We start from the raw sequence: 23,137 nt of genomic DNA on the forward strand, positions 1-23,137 counted from the left end.
AATTAGTGACGCTTAAGGCTTCAGGCCCCTGTGAATGCACCAGGAACGGGCAGCCACAGAGGCCTGAATTTGCGGAAGGCTATTTGTTCCCGATTATGCCACGCCGTCCTGACGGTCCAGGACACTGGCCAGTGCCTGCTCGAATCCGGAGGCCCGGCCCGCGGAGGCCGTCGGGTCCTGCTGGCGGACGTCGATGACGTGGCCGGTCAGCTCGGAGAGCAGCACGTCGAGCGAGGTGCGGGCCACCGCCTCGGAGGACAGCAGGCTGCCCGCGGGCTCCTGGCCGAAGGCCTTGGTGCGCATGGGTGTGGCGGTGCGCTCGGGGTTGATGCAGTTCACCCGGATGCCTTCACCCGCCCATTCGTCGGACAGGGCCTGCGTCAGGTTGACCATCGCCGCCTTGGTCGAGGAGTACAGGCTGTACTCGGCGCGGCCGCGGGTGTAGCTGCTGGAGGTGTACAGCAGCAGCTGGCCCTTGGTCTCGGCCAGGTACTTGTAGGAGGAGCGGGCGATCTGCACCGGGGCCAGGTAGTTGACCTTCAGCGCCTCCTCGATGGTGGCGTTGTCGGTCTCGGCGAGCTTGCCGATGCGCAGCACGCCCGCGGTGTTGACGACGTAGTCGATGCGCCCGGTCTCGCCGTACGCCTTGGACAGCGCGTCGTCGACCTCCTCCGGGTTCTCCACGTGGGTGCCGGTGGTGGAGCGCCCGAGGGCGTACACCTTCGAGCCGAAGGACTCGGCGAGTTCGGCGATGTCCTTGCCGATGCCGTACGAGCCGCCGAAGACGACGACGGTCCTGCCGGTCAGCAGCTCGCGGTAGGCCGCCTCGTCGACCTGCTCCGGCGCGGCCGTGGAGGCGAGCTGGAACAGCTTGTCGGCGATGAACACGTCGACGGGCTGAGTGACCTTCATGTTGTACTCGTCACCCGCGACGACGTGGATCGGCACGTCCGGCAGGTACTTGAGCACGACCGAACAGTCGTCCGTGGCCTGGAAGTTGGGGTCACCGGCGGCGACCTCGTAGGCGCGCTTGATGGTGGACAGCTTGAAGGCCTGCGGGGTCTGGCCGCGGCGCAGCCGGGAGCGGTCCGGGATCTCGGTGATGAACTCGCCGTCCCCGCCGTGGGTACGCGTGACGATGATGGTGTCCGCGGACGGGATGGCCACGTCGACGGCCTGGAAACGCTCCAGGGCGACCACGCAGTCGTCGATGACGCGCTGCGAGAGCAGCGGGCGCACGGCGTCGTGGAACAGGACGTTGCGGTCCTCGCCCTCAGCCAGGCCCTCACCGAGGGCCGCGATGGCGCGCTCGGTGGTCTCGTTGCGGGTGGCACCGCCCTCGATGATCTTCTTGACCTTCCGGAAACCGGCCTTGGCCACGATCTTCTCTATGTCCGGAACGTAGCCCGGCGCCATCAGGACGATGATGTCGTCGATGGAGTCGGCGTTCTCAAAGGTGGTCAGAGTGTGCTCGATGACTGCCTTGCCGGCGATCTTCAGCAGCTGCTTGGGGATCGAGAGACCCACGCGCTGACCGGTACCACCGGCCAGGATCACTGCGGTGGTACGGGGCTTGGCGATGTGCTGGGACACAGATGACCTACCTCGGGGCGACAGGGAACGGTGAAATGGTCCCACTTGCGGTTACCGCTGTGCAAGGTGACCGCCGTTCACTGCATATGTACGCGCTACCTGTCATTCATCTTGCACTGCCGGTGACGGCGACGATGGAGACGATGTATGAGTTCAGCGCCGACGCAGCTTCTTCAGGCACCGGTGTCCGAGTACCCGCATCAGTTCCTTCGACGACGTCTGGTGCACCGTGCGCGCCTTGGCCGGCGACGTGTGGCGCACCGGCGCACCGGCCGCCGCGGCGAGCGCCCCGTACAGCGCCCGGGCCGCCACCTCGGGCGAGATCCGGGGGGCGGGGATCCCGTCCGGCGCGGGCGCCTTCGGTACGGCGGCCAGGAGCCCGGGATCACCGATGACCCGCACGCCCATCTCACCGATGCGCCCGGCCATCTCGGCGCCGATCCCGGCGGCGGCTTCCACGGCCCACTCCGGAGTGAGGATCTTCACGTCCTCGGGTGAGGGGCTGCACGTGTTCTTCATATGCATGACCGCGCCGTTGCGGACGAGCTTGGAATACAACTCGTCCGGCAGTCCATTGCCGCGGAATTCCTTGTTAAGATTCCGCAGCATTTCGGTCTCGGCCAGGGTAAGAGAGCGATTCGCGGCATCCGGAACGGGCTGGAGGAGATTCTCGGGCAGCCCGAGGAGCTGCTCGAAAGTGCGCATCAGACCGTCCCGGTCGCGGTCGTCGACCACGACGACGGTGACCCGGCCGGGGCCGACCGCGCGGACCCAGCGCCCGACGAGCCGGTCGTGCCGGTGCCGGCGCCAGAAGCTGGGGGTGGGCTGCTCGTACGGCGCCTTCCTCAGCATGTGGGTGAGCCAGTCCTCGTAGCCCATGCGCAGGCCGTTCTGCACGTACTGCTGCCACTGCGAGGGCATGATCCGCACCAGCGGCCGCAGCGTGACCAGGATGTGCACGGGCTCCCCGCCGAGCTGCTCGACGATCCGGGCGATCGTGGCGTCGTCCTCGGCGTCGGCGAAGAACTCGCTGCTGATGACGGAGGTCTTCCGGCCCGTGGCCTCGACCTGCTCCAGCAGCCGCGTCCAGTGCTTGTCGGTGGGCGTGGTGTCGCCCATCATCGCGGGCCTCGCGCACGCGGCCAGGGCGGCCTCCATGGGGTGTCTGCTGTGCGCCGGGAACACGACGCCGTGCTCGGGCAGCAGGTCCTTGGCGGCGAAGAGCGCACCCTGGACGGAGGTCGTGCCGGTCTTGTGGGGGCCGATGTGCAGCAGGCGCGTTCCCGCGGGCAGCGCAGCGGCCGCTCGGTTCACCGGAAGGCCGTCTCTCGTACAGTCCGTCTCCATAGTCGGAGGACGGTAAGAGAATGACCTGGGTGTTGCCTGAGAGGTACGTGGGACTGTGCTGAGGACCACCCACCTCTCAGGCTGCGCACTCACACCAAACGGACTCCGGGCTTGCCCGCGTCCACCCGCAGCCGCGCCAGCGTGCCGGCCGTCGCCTGCGGCGTGACCACCGTGTCCACGCCCCGGACCCGCGCGTCGATGCCGTGCCGGTCGATGTCGAAGAGGTGGTAGCCGCGGTGGGCGTCGATGAACTTCCAGTGCGGGTTGTCGGCCATCAGCGGGTCCCACTGGGCGTGGAAGGCGGCCTGGTCCTGGTCGCCGTTGCTGGAGATGGACGTACCGACGAACTCGGCGCCGACCACCCGGGAGGACGGGTCGGCGTAGTCCTCCCTGAGGTCGCTGATCATCGTGAGGTGGCGGTCGCCGGAGAGCACGACGGGGTTGCGCACGCGCCTGAAGTCCTGCAGGAGGGCGTTGCGTTCGACCTGGTAGCCGTCCCAGGCGTCGTAGTACCAGAGCTTGCCGTCGCCGGGCAGGATGTCGGTCTCGGCCATCATGATCTGCGAGGCGATGAGGTTCCAGCGGGCTGGTGAGCCGTGCAGCGAGTCCAGCAGCCACTGCTTCTGCTCGGCGCCGAGCATGGTGAGCGAGGGGTCCTGGGCGGCCGCCTGGTTGGTGACCTGGTCGCTGCGGAACTGCCGGGTGTCGAGCACGTTCAGCCGGACCAGACGGCCGAAGTCCAGGCGCCGGTACATCTGGATGTGCGGGCCGTTCGGGACGGCGGTGGCCCGGACCGGCATGTGCTCGTAGTACGCCTGGAAGGCCGCGGTGATCCGGTTCACGAACTCGTCGTGCGGCTGCTTGGCGGGGTCCTGGGGGATCTCGCCGGCCCAGTCGTTGTCGACCTCGTGGTCGTCGAAGGTGACCACCCAGGGCGTGTTCGCGTGGATCTCGGCGAGGTCGGGGTCGGTGCGGTACTGGGCGTACCGGTTGCGGTACTGCACGAGGGTGTACGGCTCCCCCGTGCCCTCGTGGCGGCGCGGACCGGCCGACGACGGCGCCGACTCGTAGATGTAGTCGCCGACGAACAGCACGACGTCGGGGTCCTGGTCCAGCATGTCGGCGTACGGCGTGAAGTAGCCGTTCTGCCAGTTCTGGCAGGAGGCGAGCGCGACGCGCAGGGTGCCGTGGGCGGAGTTCCGGGCGGGCGCGGTACGGGTGCGGCCGGTGCGGGAGAGCTGGCCGTCGGCGCGGAAGCGGTACCAGTAGGTCCGGCCCGCACGCAGACCCCGTACATCCACGTGAACGCTGTGTCCGTATGCGGGCAGGGCCTGTGCGGTGCCCCGGCGGACGACCTTTCTGAAACGCTGGTCCTCGGCGAGCTCCCAGTCGACCGGTACGGCCCGGTCGGGCATGCCGCCGCCGTTGAGCGGGTTGGGGGCGAGCCGCGTCCACAGCACGATGCCGTCCGGCAGCGGATCGCCGGAGGACACGCCGAGGCTGAACACTCCGTCGGGCAGCGGGAGCTCCGCCGCCCTCGCGGTGCCCGGCAGCCACAGCTGGGCGGAGGCGGCGGCCCCGAGCACGGCCGCGCCGGTGGTCAGAAAGCGGCGTCGGCCGGGTGATGCTGCTCCATACATGGGCGAACTCCCTTGCGTCGCTGACCTCTTGGACACCCTGGAAGCTCACGCTTCGGGGTGATCCGTGCGTTGAACCAGGGTGTTCGCGTGCATGACAAATAGGTAGACAACAGAAGAGCCGTTGCGACTCGGGAATCACATGATGAACGTGATCCCGGCGCAACGGCCTTCAGGACACTGCCGACTGACGATCTTTTGGGTTCTAGTTGGCGAAGCCCGAGCCCAGACGGGCCTCGGCCGCGGTGGTGCCGAGGAGGGTGTGGCCGAAGGTGAACGTGCCGTCAGGCCCCAGAACGGTGGCCGGAATCGGCACACCACCGGGCGAGGCGACGTACTCCGCCCGGGACCGGAAGGACCACACGGACCCCGCACCGGCGTTCTCGCCGGGCGCGCCGACCGCCACGTCGGCCAGTCCGTCGCCGTTCGCGTCCCCCACATGGACGGCCCCGCCGAAGGCATCACCCTTCTCGGCGGCACCCGGCACCCCTGGACTGTCCTGCGTGACCACCTGGTGGGAGCCCGCCCCGGTCAGCCCGTCGGCCCGGCCGCTCAGCACGACGACCGCGCCGGCGTCCTTGACGGAGTTCGGCGCGGTGGCGGGGCCCAGGTCCTCGCCGGGAACGCCGGTGACCACGTCGAGGTACCCGTCCCCGTCGACGTCGGCCAGCCGGACGTCGGTGCCGAAGCCGTCGCCCTTCTCGGCGGTGCCGGGCACGCCGGGGTTGTCCTGGTTGACGAACTGGGCCGACACACCGTCAGGAGCGCCCGAGGTACCGGGTATCCAGGTGATACGGCCGCCCTTGGCGCGGTAGGTGTCCCCGTCGCTCTCGTAGCCTTCGACGGTCCGGCCCACCACGATGTCGGCGTAGCCGTCCCGGTTCACGTCGCCGACCGCGAGGTTCTCGCCGCCCTGGAGCGCGGCGCCGTCGATGTCGTAGACCAGGGTCCATGGCGTGAGGCCGTCCTTGGTGCCCCACCAGTACGCGATCCGCCGGGAGTCGAACGTGTCGGTGCCGTTCTCGGCGGCCACGACGTCCGTGATCCCGTCGCCGTTGAGGTCGCCGACGTCGAGGTCGAGGACACGGCTGTCGTACCTGTCCTTCACCACCTGGCGCTCCCCGGTGGCGGAGCCACTGCGGGTGAAGGGGCCGCCGGTCGCCGCCAGGTCGTGCTGGTTCACCACGGTCAGCAGGTCGCTCGCGCCGTCCCCGTCGACGTCGCCCGCAGCGAGCCGGCCCTGGGCGCCGAGCCGGTCGTGGGCCGCACCGGAGGCGAGGGTGGCACCGCCCGCCAGACCGCGGGCACCGCCCCAGACGACCTGCACCCGGCCGGAACCACTGTCCTCGCCGCCCACGCCCACGATCAGGTCGGTGTACCCGTCCCGGTCCAGGTCGGCGGTGGTGAGCGCGCTGCCGAACCGGTCGCCCGCCTCGGAACCGCCCGGGATGCCCGCCGTGTTCTGGCTGAACACCTGCTTCGTCGAGGACTTCAGGCCGCTCGCCGAGCCGTACAGGACGCCGACGAACCCGGCCTTCGCCCTCCCCGCGACGGTCCCGTCGGGCGCGGCCACCGCGAGGTCCGCGTAGCCGTCCCCGTTGAAGTCGTCCCGCACCTGATGAGGGGCGGCCGCGGCCCCCGCGGTGGCGGGCAGGGCGACCGCACCGCCGACCGCCAGGACGACGGCGAGCCCTGTACGCCACCCTCTTCGTTGTACGCGCATGCCGCGTCCCTCCTGTGACGGTCGTACGGATTGCTCCGTACGACTCGCAGGAAGGGCGGTTGGTTGCCCTCAGGGCTGACGGGACGTCACCCGGGGTTCACTCAGAAGGGTTCGAAGTCGTTGAACTCCTTTGTGGCCTCGTCCCGTTCGGCCTGCTTGTCCCGGCGGCGCTGGGTGGCCGGACGGGGCTCTTCGAGGCGGTGGTCCTCGCCACGGCGGCCGAGCATCTCGGCGCCGGCCATGACGGTCGGCTCCCAGTCGAAGACGACCGCGTTGTCCTCGGGGCCGATGGCGACGCCGTCACCCGAACGGGCGCCCGCCTTCATCAGCTTCTCCTCCACACCGAGGCGGTTTAGGCGGTCGGCGAGGTAGCCGACGGCCTCGTCGTTGCTGAAGTCGGTCTGCCGCACCCAGCGCTCCGGCTTCTCGCCGCGCACCCGGAACAGCCCGTCCTCCTCCAGGGTGACGGTGAAGCCCGCGTCGTCCACGGCCTTGGGCCGGATGACGATCCGGGTCGCCTCCTCCTTCGGCTTCGCGGCCCGCGACTTCGCGACCTGGTCGGCCAGCGCGAAGGACAGCTCCTTCAGGCCGATGTGCGCGACGGCAGACACCGCGAAGACCCGGTAGCCCCGCGCCTCCAGATCCGGCCGCACCATCTCGGCGAGGTCCTTGCCGTCCGGAACGTCGGTCTTGTTCAGGACGACGACACGGGGACGGTTGTCGAGGCCGCCGTACTCCCTGAGCTCCGCCTCGATCATGTCGAGGTCGGAGAGCGGGTCGCGGTCGGACTCCAGCGTGGCGGTGTCCAGGACGTGCACGAGGACACTGCAGCGCTCCACGTGCCGCAGGAACTCGAGGCCGAGGCCCTTGCCCTGGCTGGCGCCGGGGATGAGACCCGGCACGTCGGCGATGGTGTAGACGGTCTCGCCGGCCGTCACCACGCCCAGGTTCGGCACGAGGGTCGTGAAGGGGTAGTCGGCGATCTTCGGCTTGGCCGCGCTCAGCACCGAGATCAGCGAGGACTTGCCCGCGCTCGGGAAGCCGACCAGCGCCACGTCGGCGACCGTCTTGAGCTCCAGGACGATGTCCTGGAGGTCTCCCGGCACACCGAGCAGCGCGAACCCGGGCGCCTTGCGGCGGGCGGATGCCAGCGCCGCGTTGCCGAGGCCGCCGCGGCCGCCCTGGGCCGCGATGTACGTGGTGCCCTGTCCGACGAGGTCGGCGAGGACGTTGCCCGCCCTGTCCAGGATCACGGTGCCGTCCGGTACCGGCAGGACCAGGTCCTGGCCGTCCTTGCCGGAGCGGTTGCCGCCCTCGCCGGGCTTGCCGTTGGTGGCCTTGCGGTGCGGGGAGTGGTGGTAGTCGAGCAGCGTGGTCACGGACTGGTCGACGGTGAGGATGACGTCCCCGCCCCGGCCGCCGTTACCGCCGTCGGGCCCACCGAGGGGCTTGAACTTCTCCCGGTGGACGGAGGCACAGCCGTGGCCTCCGTTACCCGCGGCGACATGCAGTTCGACGCGGTCCACGAAGGTGGTCATGGGATGTGCCTCCAGTTACTTACGAGTCTGTTCTCTGTCCAACACGCGAAAGGCGGACCCGCTTCCCGGGAGGGAAGTGAGGTCCGCCTCGCGAAAGCTTCCGATCAGGCGACCGGAACGATGTTCACGACCTTGCGGCCACGGTGGGTGCCGAACTGCACCGAGCCCGCGGCGAGGGCGAACAGCGTGTCGTCGCCGCCACGGCCGACGCCCGCGCCGGGGTGGAAGTGGGTGCCGCGCTGGCGGACCAGGATCTCGCCCGCGTTGACGACCTGACCACCGAAACGCTTCACGCCGAGGCGCTGGGCGTTGGAGTCACGACCGTTACGGGTGGACGATGCGCCCTTCTTGTGTGCCATCTCTCCTCAGTCCCTTACTTCGCAGCCGCGGGGATCTCAGTGACCTTGATCGCCGTGTACTGCTGGCGGTGGCCCTGACGACGGCGGTAGCCGGTCTTGTTCTTGTAACGAAGGATGTCGATCTTGACACCCTTGTGGTGGTCCACGACCTCGGCCTGAACCTTGATACCGGCCAGCACCCACGGGTCGCTGGTCACAGCCTCGCCGTCGACAACGAGCAGGGTCGAGAGCTCGACCGTGTCGCCTACCTTGGCAGTGGAAATCTTGTCAACCTCAACGATGTCGCCGACAGCAACCTTGTGCTGGCGACCACCGCTGCGCACGATGGCGTACACGCGGATCTCACTCTCTCGCTCGGGGACGGCACCCCCGCAGTCCAGCCGCCCGGCAGAACAAGCGGCCTCTCCCGGCCGGAAAAGCCCGAGAGGAAGAGGTTTACGGGGATGAGGCGCGTCCAATAACTGTGGACACGCCGACGGTCAAGGTTACGGGGCCACGGCCGAACGGGTCAAACCGGCCCCGCCTCGTCTCAAACGTACGGGTCAGGAACCGAGGGAGCCGAGGCTCTCCCGGTAGGCCACGCAGGCCTCGTAGGAGGGCAGCAGGCCCTGCTCACGGGCCTCGGCCAGGGTGGGCGCCTGCTCGTCCTTGGCGGACAGCAGCGGGGCGATCCCCTCGGGCCACTCGATGCCGAGCTCCGGGTCGAGCGGGTGGATGCCGTGCTCGCGCTCGGGCGCGTACCCCTCCGAGCACAGGTAGACCACGGTCGCGTCGTCCGTGAGCGCCATGAAGGCGTGGCCGAGTCCCTCGGACAGGTAGACGGCGTGGTGGTCCTGGTCGTCCAGGCGGACGATCTCCCACTTGCCGAAGGTCGGCGAGCCGGTCCGGATGTCCACGATCACGTCGAGGACCGCGCCGCGCACGCACTTGACGTACTTGGCCTGCCCGGGCGGCACGTCGGCGAAGTGGACACCGCGCAGCGTGCCCCGGCTGGAGACCGACATGTTGGCCTGGGCCAGGCTCAGCGGGTGGCCCGCGGCCTCGGCGAACGCCGGGGCCTTGAACCACTCGTGGAAGCTTCCCCGGCCGTCGGGGAAGACCTTCGGCTCGAACACCCAGGCACCGGAGATCGAAAGGGGTCGCATCGCGGAGGCCTCAGCCCTTCTTCTGGTTGGTCAGTGCACGCTTGAGCCGACCGGCGGCCCGGCGCCACAGCGGGCGCGGCGCGGCCGCCTTCTTCTGGGGAGCGGCGGCGGCCTTCTTCGCGTCGGACGCGGTGTGCCGGTCGATCACCTTGGCGGTGCCGTCGGCGGCGACCACCACGTCGACCGGGAGCCGGGTCCACTTGCGCTCACCGCGGGCCGCGGACGGCACACCGACGCGGACGGCCCAGCGCAGGCCGGTGAGCTGCTCCAGCGGCAGCGTGGCGGTGACGGTACGGCCGTCCAGGGCGGCGTCGGCCGGGTACTTGCCGACGTTCTTGCGCTCGAAGCGCAGCTGGACGGGGTCTCCGCCGGTCGCGGCGACGTGCAGCGGCAGGGGCAGCCGTACGACGGAACCCTCGACCGTGGCGTCGGCGGGCGGCATGGCGGCGACCGCCTCGCCCTCCAGCTTGCCCGTGTGCTGGTCGACGTCGAGCGAGAGGTTGCCGGGACCGTCGGTCCAGTACGGCAGGACGAGCCTCTTGGGCTCTCCGGTGAGGGCGGCCAGGCGGCCGGCCTCGGCGTCCTCGCCGCGCACCGCGCCGAGCCGGGTCTCCTTGCTCCAGCCGCAGGACTTGATCCTGAGGTGCAGGTCCCAGATGCCCTTGTCGAGCGGGGCGCCGGAGGCCGCGGTCTCGGGGTCGAGCTCGGCGTGGGCGGAGATCCGCTGGCGGAAGACTCCGTCCCCGGCGGGCACCTCGTGCAGCTCGCTCCTGACGGGCAGGTAGAACTGCCGGGCGTCCTCGCGGTGCCGGGCCACCAGGTCGACGTCGCTCTTGGCGAGCGGGGCGTCCAGCTTGACGCCCTGGTCGTCCAGGGCCTTGAGGGCCTCGTCGGACAGCGGCAGGCCGAGCAGTTCGCGTTCGCCCTCCCGGCGGAAGGTCATCGGCTCGTCGCCGATCTGCAGCTCGGCCTCGAAGGCCACGTCCAGGACGCCGTCGCGCCACTCCAGCGAGGTGAGGCTGCCGGTGGGCTTGATCCCGGCCTCCCACTCGGCGAGCGCCCGGATGTCCTGGTAGCGGTCGGCGAAGATCAGACCTGCGACGACCTTCTGGGTGAGGCCGAGACGGGCGACGACGCCCGGTCCGAAGCGCTCGGTGACGACCTTGTGGATCTCGGTGTACAGCTCCTCGGCGTAGTCCTCGGGGAGCTTGAGCAGCCGCTGGCCGCGCAGCCGCTCGACCATCTCGTTGCGCAGCCACCGGCTGAACAGCTTGTCGCGCAGCGCGCCGGGCTCGGTCAGCGACTCGACGACGTCGAGGGCCTCGCGCAGGTTGCCGAAGTAGCCGACCGGGTCGAAGCGCTGGAAGCCGGCGTTGGAGCCGTCGTCACGGGTGATGTGGTAGTAGCACAGGTAGTCGCTGAGGACGGAGACGTTCTTCGCCCGCAGATAGGTCTCCACGACGAAGACGTGGTCCTCAAGGCGGCGGCGACCCTCCTTGAAGCGGATCTCGTGCTCGTTCAGGAAGTCCCGGCGGAACATCTTGTGCGGGGTGAGGCTGTCGATCAGCGGCGCGTTGGACACGTTGGCACGCGGCCGGTTGACCCGGAACAGCTCCTGCGGGACGGGGCGTCCGATACCCGCCATCTTGCCCACGACCACGTCGGCCCCGTTGGCCTTGCCGTACTCGTACATCCGCTCCAGGGCCTCGTCGCCGAGCCAGTCGTCGTGGTCGGCGAACATGACGTACTCGCCCTGCGCGGCCGCGAGGCCGGTGTTGCGGGGGCGGCCCGACCAGCCGGAGGACTCCTGGTGGATGACGTGGAAGTGCGGGTGCTCGGCGGCGAGCTGGTCCAGCCGGGCCGGGGTCTCGTCGGTGGATCCGTCGTTGACGAAGAACACCTCGAACTCGTCCGGGGTCAGGCTCTGCCGGAGCAGGCCCGTGATGCAGTCCTCGACGTATTTGCCGGGGTTGTAGACCGCGATGACGACGCTGACCTTGACCGTCACGCCGTGTTCTCCTTCAGATGGACCCGGTGGATCTCCGGGAAGGCCTCGGTGAGGGCCGTACGCCAGTCGCGCAGCGGCTCGATGCCGGCCTCGGCGAACCGCTCGTGACCGAGGACGCTGTAGGCGGGGCGGGGCGCGGGGCGCACGAACGCCTCGCTGGTGGTGGGGCGGACCCGGTCCGGGTCGGTGCCGAGCAGGCGGAAGATCTCCTGGGTGAAGCCGTGCCAGGTGGTCTCGCCGGAGCTGGTGCCGTGGTAGACGCCTGCCGGGGCGGTGCCGGCCAGGGCGCCGAGGCCCAACTCGACCAGCAGGCCCGCGAGATCGGCGCTCCAGGTGGGCTGGCCGCGCTGGTCGTCGACGACGTCGAGGGTGTCCTTGACGCCTTCCAGCTTGATCATCGTGCGGACGAAATTGGGGCCGCCGGCGCCGTAGAGCCAGGCGGTGCGCACGACGTACCCGCGCTCGATGCCGAGGACCGCCTTCTCACCGGCCAGCTTGGTGCGGCCGTAGGCGCTGCGGGGCGCGGTCGGTGCGTCCTCGGCGTACGGCTGCGTCGCGTCGCCGGCGAAGACGTAGTCCGTGGAGACGTGCAGCAGGACGGCGCCGGTGCGGGCGCAGGCCTCGGCGAGGTGGCGCGGCCCGTCACCGTTGATGGCGAGCGCCTCGTCCTCCCGGGACTCGGCGTCGTCCACGGCGGTCCAGGCGGCGCAGTTGACGACCACGGCGGGCCGGTGCTCCTCGAGAGCCGCGCTCACGGCGTCGGCGTCGGTGAGGTCGAGGGCGGCGCGGTCGAGGGCAACATACCGCTCCCCCGCCTCGGACAGCCGGGCCAGGACGTCCTGGCCCAGCATGCCGCCCGCGCCCGTGACCAGCCAGGTGCGGTTGTCGGTCACAGCGCGGCCCGCTCCTTCAGCGGCTCCCACCAGGCACGGTTGTCGCGGTACCACTGCACGGTCTCCGCGAGGCCCTGCTCGAAGGTCTTGCGGGGCTCGTAGCCGAGCTCCTCGCGGATCTTGGTGCAGTCGACGGAGTAGCGGCGGTCGTGGCCCTTGCGGTCCTCGACGTACTCGACGCTGGTCTCCCAGTCGGCGCCGCACGCCGTCAGCAGCAGCCCGGTGAGCTCCTTGTTGGAGAGCTCGGTGCCGCCGCCGATGTTGTAGACCTCGCCCGCACGGCCCTTGGTGCGCACGAGCTCGATGCCCTGGACGTGGTCGTCGATGTGCAGCCAGTCGCGGACGTTGCCGCCGTCGCCGTACAGCGGGACCTTCTTGCCGTCGAGGAGGTTGGTCACGAAGAGCGGGATGACCTTCTCGGGGAAGTGGTGGTGCCCGTAGTTGTTGGAGCAACGGGTGACGCGCACGTCCAGGCCGTGGGTGCGGTGGTACGACAGCGCGATCAGGTCGCTGGACGCCTTCGCCGAGGAATACGGCGAGTTGGGCTCCAGCGGGTGCGTCTCGGGCCAGGAACCCTCGTCGATCGAGCCGTAGACCTCGTCGGTGGAGATGTGCACGAAGGTCTTGATGCCCGCGCGGTGGGCCGCGTCGATGAGGGTGTGGGTGCCGACCACGTTGGTGCGCACGAACTCCGCGCCGCCGTCGATGGAACGGTCGACGTGCGACTCGGCGGCGAAGTGGACGACCTGGTCGTGCTCGGCCATCAGCTTCCCGACCAGCTCGGGGTCGCAGATGTCGCCCTGTACGAAGGCGAACCCCGGGTGCTCGCGCACCTCGTCGAGGTTGGCCGGGTTGCCCGCGTAGGTCAGCTTGTCGAGGACGGTGATCGAGACATCACCGGGGCCCTCGGGGCCGAGCACGGTACGGACGTAGTGCGAGCCGATGAAGCCGGCACCGCCGGTCACCAGAATCCGAGTGGTCATGAAGAGATCTGCACCTTGCTGTGATCACCGAGCACGAGCCGGTGTGCCTTGGGGTTGCGGGGCGCGGGCGTGACCTCGACGTCACGTCCGATGAGCGAGGCCTCCACGCGGCGCACGCCGGTCACGGACGAGCCGCGCAGCACGATGGAGTACTCGATTTCGCTGTCCTCGATCCGGCAGTTCTCGGAGACGGACGTGAACGGGCCGATGTAGGCGTCGTTCACCACCGTGCCGGCACCGATGATGGCGGGCCCGACGATACGGCTGCCGCTGACGCTGGCGCCGGCCTCGATGCGGACCCGGCCGATGATCTCGCTGGTCTCGTCGACCGTTCCCTCGTTCACCGGATCGACGGTCTCCAGGACGGACCGGTTGACCTCCAGCATGTCGGTGACGTTGCCGGTGTCCTTCCAGTACCCGGAGATGGTCGTGGAGCGCACGTCGCGCTTCTCGTCGATCAGCCACTGGATGGCGTGGGTGATCTCCAGCTCGCCGCGCCAGGACGGCTCGATGGAGCGGACCGCCTCGTGTATGGCCGGGGTGAACAGGTAGACGCCGACGAGCGCCAGGTCGCTCTTGGGCTCCTTCGGCTTCTCCTCCAGGCCCACCACCCGGCCCTCGCCGTCGAGTTCGGCGACACCGAAGGAGGTGGGGTTGGGAACCCGGGTCAGCAGGATCTGCGCCTCGGGCCGCTCGGCGCGGAACTCGTCCACCAGACCGGTGATGCCACCGACGATGAAGTTGTCGCCGAGGTACATGACGAAGTCCTCGTCGCCGAGGAACTCCTGCGCGATCAGGACGGCGTGGGCGAGGCCCAGCGGCGCGTCCTGCGGGATGTAGGTGACCTCGATGCCGAACTGGGAGCCGTCACCCACCGCCTCGCGGATCTCGTCCGCGGTGTCGCCGACGACGATGCCGACCTCGGTGATGCCGGCCTCGGCGATCGCCTCGAGGCCGTAGAACAGCACCGGCTTGTTGGCGACCGGCACCAACTGCTTGGCGGAGGTGTGGGTGATCGGGCGGAGGCGGGTGCCCGCTCCCCCGGAGAGCACGAGAGCCTTCACTTGAATCCCTATTTGTCTAAATTAAGCGTCAATCTCGGCTCACATCATAACCCTGGCGACAGGCCCGGGATTCACCGGCCATTCACATGACGGCTCCTCCGGCGACAACTGTCCGGCGGGCGTATTACCCACAGAATCACGGAATCCGCCCCCGGCGTACCGGGGGCGGATTTCGATCTTCGGATGGCCGAATCTATTCGGTGACCGTCCGTCAGTCCTCGTCGGCCGGGGTCGAGACGGACCGCGGCGACTGCTGCTCGGCCGCCACCGTCTTCTTCGACGCGGCCTTCTTCGCGGTCGTCTTCTTGGCGGCGGTCTTCTTCGCGACGGTCTTCTTGGCGACCGCCTTCTTGGTCGCGGCCTTCTTCGCCGTGGCCGTCTTGGCCGTCTTACGGGCCGTTCGCTTGGCCGGAGCCGCCTCCTCGGCGGGCTCCTCCGCGACGGCCGGGACCTCCGCCGAGGGCACGACCACGACGGCCGTCTCCTCGGACGCGGTGGCCGCGGTGGCCTTGCGGACGGCACGGCGACGCGGACGGGCCGGGGCGGCGCTCTCGGCGACGGCCTCGGGCTCCTCGGCCTGCGGCTGCTCCACGGGAGCCGCCTCGACGGTCTCCGCCGCGGCCGGAGCCGCTTCGGCGACGGTCAGCACGGCAGCCTCGGCGCCCGTCGGGGAGCCGGCCGGAGCCGACGCCCTGCGGGTGGCCCGACGACGCGTACGGCCCTTGGGCGCTGCCTCGTCGACGGCGGGCTCGCTCGCGGCAGCGGCCTCGACGACCGGGTCCTCCGCCGCGACCGGCTCGGCCTGTGCCTCGGCGGCCGTCTCCGGCTGCACGGGACGCACGGCCTCCGCCTCGACGGGTACCGCCTGAGCGGTCGGCGCCTCCAGGCTCTCATCGCTCTCAAAAGCCGGGCTCTCCTGGACGTCCGGCGCCTCGAAGCCGCCCGACCTCCTCGACCCGGCCCCCCGCGGCGCACCGGCCGGAGCCGACGCCCGGCGGCTCGACCTACGACGGCCACGCCCACGCGTGGCCGCGGCCTCCGCCTCGGCGACGCTGCTGTACAGCTCCTCGTCCGCCGCGAAGTCGGGCGGGGTGTACGCGATCGGCTCGGCCACCTCCGCGGCGACCTCGGCCTCGGACTCGACCTCCTCGACCTCCTCGACGGCCACGTTCTCGTGCGTGTGCTCGTGCTCGTGCCCGTCGCCGCCACGCCCGCGCTTCTTGCGCTTGCCGCCGCCACCGGCGGAGGTCGGCGTCTCCATGTGCACGATGACACCGCGGCCGTTGCAGTGGACGCAGGTCTCGGAGAAGGACTCCAGCAGACCCTGGCCGACCCGCTTGCGGGTCATCTGCACCAGGCCCAGCGAGGTGACCTCGGCGACCTGGTGCTTGGTCCGGTCCCGGCCCAGGCACTCCAGCAGACGCCGCAGCACCAGGTCCCGGTTCTGCTCCAGCACCATGTCGATGAAGTCGATCACGATGATGCCGCCGAGGTCGCGCAGCCTGAGCTGACGCACGATCTCCTCGGCCGCCTCCAGGTTGTTCCTGGTGACCGTCTCCTCCAGGTTGCCGCCCTGGCCGGTGAACTTGCCGGTGTTGACGTCGACGACGACCATCGCCTCGGTCCGGTCGATCACCAGCGAACCGCCGCTGGGCAGCCAGACCTTTCGGTCCAGCGCCTTGGCGAGCTGCTCGTCGATCCGGTACGTGGCGAAGACGTCGACCTCGGAGGTCCACTTCGACAGCCGGTCGGCCAGGTCGGGCGCGACGTGGGAGACGTATCCGTGGATGGTGTCCCAGCCCTCGTCACCGCTGACGACGACCTTGGTGAAGTCCTCGTTGAAGATGTCGCGGACGACCCGGACGGTCATGTCCGGCTCGCCGTAGAGCAGCGTCGGGGCGTTGCCGCTCTTCGCCTTCCGCTGGATGTCCTCCCACTGCGCCTGGAGCCTCTCGACGTCACGGCGCAGCTCGTCCTCGCTCGCGCCCTCGGCGGCGGTGCGCACGATGACGCCCGCGTCCTCGGGGACGATCTTCTTGAGGATGGTCTTCAGACGCGCGCGCTCGGTGTCGGGCAGCTTGCGGCTGATGCCGGTCATCGAGCCCTCGGGGACGTACACGAGGTAGCGGCCCGGAAGGGAGACCTGGCTGGTCAGACGCGCGCCCTTGTGCCCGATCGGGTCCTTGGTGACCTGGACGAGCACGGGCTGGCCGGACTTGAGCGCGGACTCGATACGGCGCGGCCCGTTGGCCATGCCGAGCGCCTCGAAGTTGACCTCACCGGCGTACAGGACGGCGTTGCGGCCCTTGCCGATGTCGATGAAGGCGGCCTCCATCGACGGCAGCACGTTCTGGACCTTGCCCAGGTAGACGTTGCCGACGTACGAGGTCGACTGCTCCTTGTTGACGTAGTGCTCGACGAGCACGCCGTCCTCGAGAACGCCGATCTGCGTGCGCTCGCCGTTCTGGCGGACGACCATCACGCGCTCGACGGCCTCGCGGCGGGCCAGGAACTCGGCCTCGGTGATGATCGGGACGCGTCGGCGCCCCTGCTCGCGGCCTTCCCTGCGGCGCTGCTTCTTGGCCTCCAGGCGGGTCGAGCCCTTGATGGACTGGACCTCGTCGGACGGCTCGGTGCTCTTCTCGCGCACGGGACGCGGCTCGCGCACCTTGACGACGGTCCGCTCGGGGTCACCGTCACCGGGCTCGACCTCGGTGGAGGAGTCCCCGGCCCGACGCCTGCGGCGGCGGCGGCGACGGCTGCTGGAGCTGGAACCGCCGGACTCGTCGGAACGGGCGTCCTCGTCGTCCTCGTCGTCCTGCTCGGCGCCTTCGTCATCCTGGGCGGACTGCCCGCCCTGCTCGGCGGCGAGTTCGTCGGAGTCCTCCGAGTCGTCGTCGGACGCGTCCGCGGACTCGCCCCGGCGACGGCGACGGCCCCCGCGACGGCGGCGCCGACGCGACCCGGTCTCCTCGGCCTCGTCCTCCTCCACGGAGTCCTCGCCCGCGTCGTCCGCGTCGTCCTCTTCCACGACGGTCTCGGCGGCGGCCTCCTGCACCTCGGGCTCGTCGGCGGCACCCCGGCGGCGACGGCGGCGCCGTGACCCGGTCTGCTCCTCGACGATCTCCTCGACCGGCTCGACGGCCTCGACGGGCTCGTCCTCCTCGGTCTCGGTCTCCGCGGCGGCCTCGGCGGCGGCCCGCTGCGCGGTCTGGAACTGCGGCTCGGTGAAGACGGGCGCCTGGAACACGGCGACCGCGGGCCGGGCCGGCCTGCGCGGCGAGTCGTCCTCGTCCTCGGCACCGCCTGCGGGCCGCGCGGGCGCGGAGAACCCGGTGGCGGCCTGACGAACGGCCCGGCGACGGCCACGACGGGGGGCCGCGTCCTCGACGGGGGCCTCGGCGGGCGCGGCGGTCTCGACGGCCGGCTCGGACGGCGCGGCCTCGACGGCCTCGCCCTCGGGAGCGTCGGCAGGAGTCGAGACGCGGCGCGTGGCACGCCGACGGGTACGCCGCGGAGTCGCGTCGTCCGCCTCGGCGGCGGGCGCGCTCTCCTCGGTCACGGTCTGGGCGGGCGCTTCCGCCGCCACCGGCTCAACGGTCTCGGAGACCTCGGCGGCCTCCGGAGCACCTGCGGGTGCGGAAGCACGCCGGGAGGCCCGGCGACGGGTACGCGCGGCAGGCTCGGCGGCGGGCGCCTCGTCGGCGGACGCGGGTGCGGCGGGCGTCTCGGCGGTCACCGGCGCCTCGGCCTCAGGAGTCCCGGCGGGCGTGGTGACGCGGCGCGTGGCGCGACGACGGGCACGGGGCGGAGCGGCCGCCTCGGCCTCGCCGGCGGGCGCGCTGTCCTCGGTCACGGTCTCGGCGGGTGCCTCGGCAGCCACCGCCACCACGGTCTCGGCGGCCTCGGTCGCGGCCGGCGCCCCGGCGGGCGCGGACGACCGGCGGGTGGCACGCCGACGCGGACGTCCGGCAGGCTCGGCAGGCTCCACGGGGGTGTTCTCGACGGTCTCGTCGAGCTTCTCCTCCTCGTCGGTGACGAGGTCCTCGGCCTCCGCGGCCGCTATGGCCGGAGCGACGATCTCCTCGCCGTCCGAGACGGCGGCGACCGGCGGTCCCGCCGGCCTGGACGCGGCCCGGCGCCGACGACGCGGCGGCAGGGTGTCGCTCGGGGTGTTCTGTTCGGAACCCTCGATGGGTTCGGTCGGTTCGAGCATGCGGGCATATCTCCCGTCAGGCTCCCGGGCGCCGCGCCTGGTCCGGCAGGGATGCCGGTGACGTCCGCGGCTCGCGCGATGCGCGGTGCCGCCGTCCGGGGCGCGGGCGCCGCACGGGAGCTCTCTAGTGTCCTGTCTCGCCGGTTCCGTACGCCCTGTTGGGTACGGCCTGGCGAAAGTCTTGTGGTCAGTTCGCTGCCCGACCCAGGTGGCTCCCGAGTACGAGGGCGGCGCTACGACGCCCGTCCTTCGCGGGACCTTCCTTACGCCGGCGCCTTCGCGGTGGCAGTCGCTTCGGCCGTTGAAAGGGCCTCGACTGCCTCGCGGTCGGGTGCGAGCGGGTCGGTCACCGTGCCGGTCTCTTCATCGAGCAGCCCCTGTGCCAGCCTGGTCACCGCTGCGGGGACCGGCGGCGCCAGGTCGGCCACTGCGCGGAGACCGGACAGGACGTCGTCGGGTCGAACGGCAGGCGTCACGTGCCGAACAACCAGCCGCAGTATCGCACAGGGCTGGTCGCTCGGCCTATCAGCAGATTCACTGTGTGTTTCAAGTTGCACGACCGCGGGGCGGGCGTCGAACGTTCGAAGGCCGTTCTTGGTCGTCCGCTGGACCTCTACGGCCTCGGCGGCGTTGAACGCGGCGACCGCGCGCCCGGCCTCTGCCGGATCCACGCCGTCCAGCCTGAGCTCCCACACGGAAGCGGTGAGCCGGTCGGCGAGGCCCGAGGTCCGGACCTCGACCGCGTCGACGATGTCGAGCCCGGTGGGCAGTGACTCGTCGAGGAGGAGCCGGAGCTTCTCCGGGTCGCGCGCCTTGGTGAGCGCGATCTCCAGATACTCCGCCTCACTGCCCGTGCCGGTGGGTGCGGCATTGGCGTACGACACCTTCGGATGCGGCGTGAACCCCGCCGAGTACGCCATGGGCACCTCGGCTCGGCGCAGTGCTCGCTCGAAGGCGCGCTGGAAGTCACGGTGGCTGGTGAACCGGAGGCGGCCGCGCTTGGTGTAGCGCAGTCGGATGCGCTGCACCGCCGGTGCGGGCGGCGGGCCTTCGGGCTGTCGCTTGCCCAGTGTCGCTCAGTCCTTCGTGAGTGCGGTCGTACTACTACCAAGAGTACGTGTGTCGACGCCCGCCGGTTCCCGTCGGGCCACCGCCTCACGCTCACGGGTCTCACCGAAGAGCATCCGCCGGATGTCGGCCCGGGTCTGCCGGACGGACTCGCGGGCGGATGCGAGCGCGGCCCGGGTGATCCGGCCCACACTGCGGGCGGCCTCGGCGACGGGGCGCAGCACCAGGTCGCGGACCACGTGGCCGACCGGGGTCAGCACCGTGAGGTACACCCAGCGCACCGGCTCGACGAAGATCCACCGGAAGAGGGTCCCGAGGAACCGGCCGACGGCGAGCGAGATGTGCCCGGCGATCCGCCAGGCGTGCCCGAGCGCGTCCCGGACCTCCCGGCCGATGACGGCGAGCACGCGCCCGACGGGCGCGAGGACCCAGCGCCACAGGGCGACGGCGGGCAGCACGAGCAGGATGCGGGCGGTCCAGTACAGGGCGACGCCGAGCCCGTTGACGATCGTGCCCGCCAGCCACACGAGCCCTCCGACGCACCAGGCGATCGCCCGCCCGACGGGCGTGAAGATCCACAGGAGCACGGCGCCAACGCCCTTGAGGAGCCAGGCGATGCCGTGTCCGACGGGGGCGAGCACACGCGCGTACAGCCACCCCGCCGCGGCCCCGATGCCCCGCGCGGTCCACGTCAACGCGGCCCCGATGCCCCGCGCGACCCAGGCGATGCCGTGTCCGACCGGGGTCAGCACATAGCGGTACAGCCACACCAGGGGGATGACGAGCAGTACCTTGCCGAGCCATCCGAGCGCCTTGGCGAGGGGCACGACGGCGTACCGCCACAGGGCCAGGCACGGCCAGACGACCAGGGCCCTCCACAGCGGCCGCAGCACGCTGTCCCGCAGGAACCGCCCGACCACCATGAGCGCGTCCCACACCATCCGCACGGGTACGACCAGTACGAGCACGACGATGCGCACGGGGATGCGGATCGCGACTGTCAGGCACCCCTCCGGCGAGGGCGCCTGCGGCGCGGACTGCTTCTCCAGGTCCATAACGACGTAGACGCCTCAGTTCCCCGTACGGATCCAGTACCGCAGCTTTCCGCCGCGCTGGTTCTCGAATTCTCCGCCATTGGCCTCGATCACCTTACGAGAAGCCGTGTTGGCGGTGTCGCACGTGACCAGGGCGCGGTCGATGCCCAGTTGACGGCAGACCGGCAGAGCGGCCCGGAGCATCGCCGTGGCGTGTCCCCGCCGCTGGGCGCCGGGGCGGACCGCGTAGCCGATGTGGCCGCCGAAGTCGAGCAGGTACGGGGTGAGCCTGTGGCGTACCGAGAGGCTGCCGAGGAAGGTGTCGTCCTGGACGTACCAGAGGTTGGTCATCGGCACCCAGTCCGGCCGACGGGGCCGTTCCGTCTCCGCGAGCAGCATGTCCACGTAGTCCGCGAATCCCGCCGGCTCGCGCCATGTCGTCGTGTGCCGGCCGATCTCGTGGCCCAGCAGCACGGCAGGGTCCTGGCCCTGGTCGACGCACTCCCGCACCGCATCGAGGAGGGAGGCATGGAACCGGACGTCGGGCGAGGTCAGCTGCGGCATCACCCCATCATGGCGACCCCGTGGTCCGCCGGGCCACCGGGTTTGCCCGGCACCCCGTGAGCGGTCGCCCTCGCGCCCGGCACACCCCCGGCGGACACCTGTCGGGGACGCTGACCCGGGCGGTCCCGGCCGTCGTGGCGGGCCCGTTCTGCAAGCTCGACGAGAGCACGTGCACTATGTCCCCATGATTACGCTTACGAAGGAAGACGGCCCCGCCGACCTGGACGGCGTGACCCATCTGTCCATAGGGGCCTCCTGGGACCCCACCGCGGGTGCCAGTGGCGGAGTGATGGGCAAGCTCCGTCGCAAGACCGGCACGGACCTCGACCTGATCGCCATCGCCATGCACGACGGCGACCCGGTACGCCTGGCGGGCCTGGACTCGCTCGACCCCATCGGCAACGGCTCCCTGCTGCACAGCGGCGACAACCAGACCGGCCACGGGGACGGCGACGACGAGACGGTCACCGTCGAGTTCGCGAAGCTCCCGCCGCACATCACGTCGGTCGTCTTCGTCGCCGCCGCCTACAAGAAGGGCAGTTCCTTCCAGAAGGCCCGCAACATCAGCTTCAAGGTCTACGACGCCACCGGCGGCAGCACCCAGCAGGTCGCCGACATCTGGCCGAGCATGCTCACCACGGACAACGGCTGCGCCGTGGCCAAGGCCGTACGGGTCGGCAACGCGTGGAAGCTCGAAGTCATCAATGTGACGGGCAAGATCAAGCAGGGCGACGAACTGGCGCTGATGCGCTTCGCCGTGAGCAAGTAACTCGTCGCCGTCGCCGCAGGAAGTGCCACAGCACCTGTCGGGCACCGAAGCGGCCGCAGCACGAAGGTCTTCCCCACTGCAGGGCCTCGGGCCCTTGACGAAGAGTGACTCGGTTCTGTGCACGGCAGCTGCTCCAGAACTACCGCCGCCGGCACAGGACCGAGGTCTTCACAGCACCGGAGCGCGAAGGCCGACCCGGTCCTGCGCCCAGAAGATGACCGACGCGGCACGCGCTGCGGTGGGAGCGGCCGACACCGGGCGCCCGCTCCCGACCTGACTCGAACCTCGATCCACCGCGTGCATTCCGGCTCAGGCCTGCGGGCACTTCCGCAAGGAGCAGGCTCCCCTCAAGCGCGTCCACCTGGCCACCCTCGCCGGCGACCCGCAGCTCGCGGCGGCCGCAAGCTGCGGGTCGTACCACCGCCGGCAGAGCGCCCTCGATGCTTTCGACGACCGCCTCACCACGGGATGAGTGCGACCGAACAGCGCGCCCAGACCCGCACACCGGTCATCGGCGGGCCGTGGCGGGGATGGCGGTGTCGATGAGGACGGCGGCGATGGCGGCGGCGGTGGGGAAAGCTTCGGCGTTGAGGACTCGGGTGCGGGCCGCGGCGCCGTCGAGGAGCAGCGCGAGCTGTTCGCCAAGTTGTTCGGGGTCGGTGGCACCGGCTTCGCGGGCGGTTTCGGCCAGGCGCGCGGCGATGGCCTTCTTGTAGTCACGCGCGTATTGGGACGCGGGGTGCTGGGGGTCGTGGAGCTCTACGGCCGCCGCGATGTAGGGGCACATGGGCGTGAGGTCCTCTGTCCCGGACGTCGGCAACTCGAAGGCGGCGAGCAGCCGTTCGCGGGGGGTGAGGTCGGTGCGGTCGAACACGGCGGACATGAGGCCGGGATCGAACCGGCGCAGGTATTCGGCAACGAGTTCGTCCTTGCCGGCGAAGTGCTGGTAGGCCGTGCGCTTCGAGACCTGGGCCACCGCGCACAGCTGGTCCATGCCGGTGCGGTTGATGCCCTGATCGCGGAACAGTTGCCGGGACGCGCCGATCATGCGCTCGAGCGCACCCCTGCCGCGGCGTCGGCCCTGGGGGCCCTTCTCCAACTCCGTCATACCTCCAGCGTAGCCCAGTTGGGTACGGATCGGTGTGCATAGCTTGCGCTCCGGTCGGCCCTCCCATACGGTTAAGCACACAACCCGG

The 23,137-nt window shown here is 70.5% G+C and carries 18 protein-coding genes; 1 reads left to right on the forward strand and 17 read right to left on the reverse strand.

Annotation, left to right across the window (positions count from 1 at the left end):
* Positions 1-93: 93 nt before the first annotated feature.
* The 16 genes from ACZ48Z_RS17505 to ACZ48Z_RS17580 all read right to left on the reverse strand — a co-directional run bounded on the left by ACZ48Z_RS17505 (position 94) and on the right by ACZ48Z_RS17580 (position 21,172).
* On the reverse strand, positions 94-1,593 hold the full coding sequence (locus ACZ48Z_RS17505; RefSeq protein WP_468736725.1) for an SDR family NAD(P)-dependent oxidoreductase: 1,500 nt from the start codon (positions 1,591-1,593) through the stop codon (positions 94-96).
* A gap of 153 nt (positions 1,594-1,746) precedes the next feature.
* Complete coding sequence (locus ACZ48Z_RS17510) at positions 1,747-2,940, reverse strand: hypothetical protein (protein WP_468736726.1); 1,194 nt, start codon at positions 2,938-2,940, stop codon at positions 1,747-1,749.
* Positions 2,941-3,029: 89 nt separating this feature from the next.
* Positions 3,030-4,580 (reverse strand): alkaline phosphatase D family protein, encoded by a 1,551-nt coding sequence (locus tag ACZ48Z_RS17515; protein ID WP_468736727.1) that lies wholly within the window; start codon positions 4,578-4,580, stop codon positions 3,030-3,032.
* Positions 4,581-4,782: 202 nt separating this feature from the next.
* A complete protein-coding gene (locus ACZ48Z_RS17520) occupies positions 4,783-6,300 on the reverse strand; it encodes an FG-GAP-like repeat-containing protein (RefSeq protein WP_468736728.1) in 1,518 nt (505 codons plus the stop codon).
* Between the two features lie 101 nt (positions 6,301-6,401).
* Positions 6,402-7,838, reverse strand: coding sequence for a GTPase ObgE (gene obgE / locus ACZ48Z_RS17525; protein WP_468736729.1), 1,437 nt, complete (start codon positions 7,836-7,838; stop codon positions 6,402-6,404).
* Between the two features lie 104 nt (positions 7,839-7,942).
* Positions 7,943-8,197, reverse strand: a complete 255-nt coding sequence (gene rpmA, locus ACZ48Z_RS17530) for a 50S ribosomal protein L27 (protein ID WP_042172004.1) — start codon at positions 8,195-8,197, stop codon at positions 7,943-7,945.
* Between the two features lie 14 nt (positions 8,198-8,211).
* The gene (rplU, locus tag ACZ48Z_RS17535; protein WP_030601628.1) at positions 8,212-8,532 is read right to left on the reverse strand and encodes a 50S ribosomal protein L21; all 321 of its coding nucleotides are present in this window, start codon (positions 8,530-8,532) and stop codon (positions 8,212-8,214) included.
* 207 nt (positions 8,533-8,739) lie between these two features.
* On the reverse strand, positions 8,740-9,342 hold the full coding sequence (gene rfbC / locus ACZ48Z_RS17540) for a dTDP-4-dehydrorhamnose 3,5-epimerase (protein ID WP_468736730.1): 603 nt from the start codon (positions 9,340-9,342) through the stop codon (positions 8,740-8,742).
* Between the two features lie 10 nt (positions 9,343-9,352).
* Positions 9,353-11,350 (reverse strand): glycosyltransferase family 2 protein, encoded by a 1,998-nt coding sequence (locus ACZ48Z_RS17545; RefSeq protein WP_468736731.1) that lies wholly within the window; start codon positions 11,348-11,350, stop codon positions 9,353-9,355.
* Positions 11,347-12,243, reverse strand: a complete 897-nt coding sequence (rfbD, locus tag ACZ48Z_RS17550) for a dTDP-4-dehydrorhamnose reductase (protein WP_468736732.1) — start codon at positions 12,241-12,243, stop codon at positions 11,347-11,349. Before rfbD ends, ACZ48Z_RS17545 begins: the two co-directional genes overlap by 4 nt.
* Entirely contained in the window at positions 12,240-13,226 is a 987-nt protein-coding gene (gene rfbB / locus ACZ48Z_RS17555; RefSeq protein WP_389109493.1) for a dTDP-glucose 4,6-dehydratase, read from the reverse strand. The genes rfbD and rfbB overlap by 4 nt, the downstream gene beginning before the upstream one ends.
* Positions 13,223-14,290: a glucose-1-phosphate thymidylyltransferase gene (locus tag ACZ48Z_RS17560; RefSeq protein WP_468736733.1), complete on the reverse strand. Its 1,068-nt coding sequence runs from the start codon at positions 14,288-14,290 to the stop codon at positions 13,223-13,225. The genes rfbB and ACZ48Z_RS17560 overlap by 4 nt, the downstream gene beginning before the upstream one ends.
* Before the next feature lie 211 nt (positions 14,291-14,501).
* Positions 14,502-18,506, reverse strand: coding sequence for an Rne/Rng family ribonuclease (locus tag ACZ48Z_RS17565; protein ID WP_468736734.1), 4,005 nt, complete (start codon positions 18,504-18,506; stop codon positions 14,502-14,504).
* Positions 18,507-18,769: 263 nt separating this feature from the next.
* Complete coding sequence (locus tag ACZ48Z_RS17570) at positions 18,770-19,534, reverse strand: TIGR03936 family radical SAM-associated protein (RefSeq protein ID WP_468736735.1); 765 nt, start codon at positions 19,532-19,534, stop codon at positions 18,770-18,772.
* A gap of 48 nt (positions 19,535-19,582) precedes the next feature.
* Entirely contained in the window at positions 19,583-20,629 is a 1,047-nt protein-coding gene (locus ACZ48Z_RS17575) for a hypothetical protein (RefSeq protein WP_468736736.1), read from the reverse strand.
* A gap of 15 nt (positions 20,630-20,644) precedes the next feature.
* Positions 20,645-21,172 (reverse strand): GNAT family N-acetyltransferase, encoded by a 528-nt coding sequence (locus ACZ48Z_RS17580; RefSeq protein WP_468736737.1) that lies wholly within the window; start codon positions 21,170-21,172, stop codon positions 20,645-20,647.
* A 184-nt stretch (positions 21,173-21,356) separates the two neighbouring features.
* Here ACZ48Z_RS17580 and ACZ48Z_RS17585 point away from each other — a divergent pair, with 184 nt between their 5' ends.
* Positions 21,357-21,941 (forward strand): TerD family protein, encoded by a 585-nt coding sequence (locus tag ACZ48Z_RS17585; RefSeq protein ID WP_468736738.1) that lies wholly within the window; start codon positions 21,357-21,359, stop codon positions 21,939-21,941.
* Between the two features lie 508 nt (positions 21,942-22,449).
* Here ACZ48Z_RS17585 and ACZ48Z_RS17590 read toward each other — a convergent pair.
* Positions 22,450-23,049 carry a TetR/AcrR family transcriptional regulator gene (locus ACZ48Z_RS17590; protein ID WP_468736739.1) on the reverse strand — a complete coding sequence of 200 codons (600 nt, stop codon included), beginning with the start codon at positions 23,047-23,049 and terminating at the stop codon, positions 22,450-22,452.
* Positions 23,050-23,137: the final 88 nt, after the last annotated feature.

Source organism: Streptomyces sp. NPDC031225 (assembly GCF_055570355.1).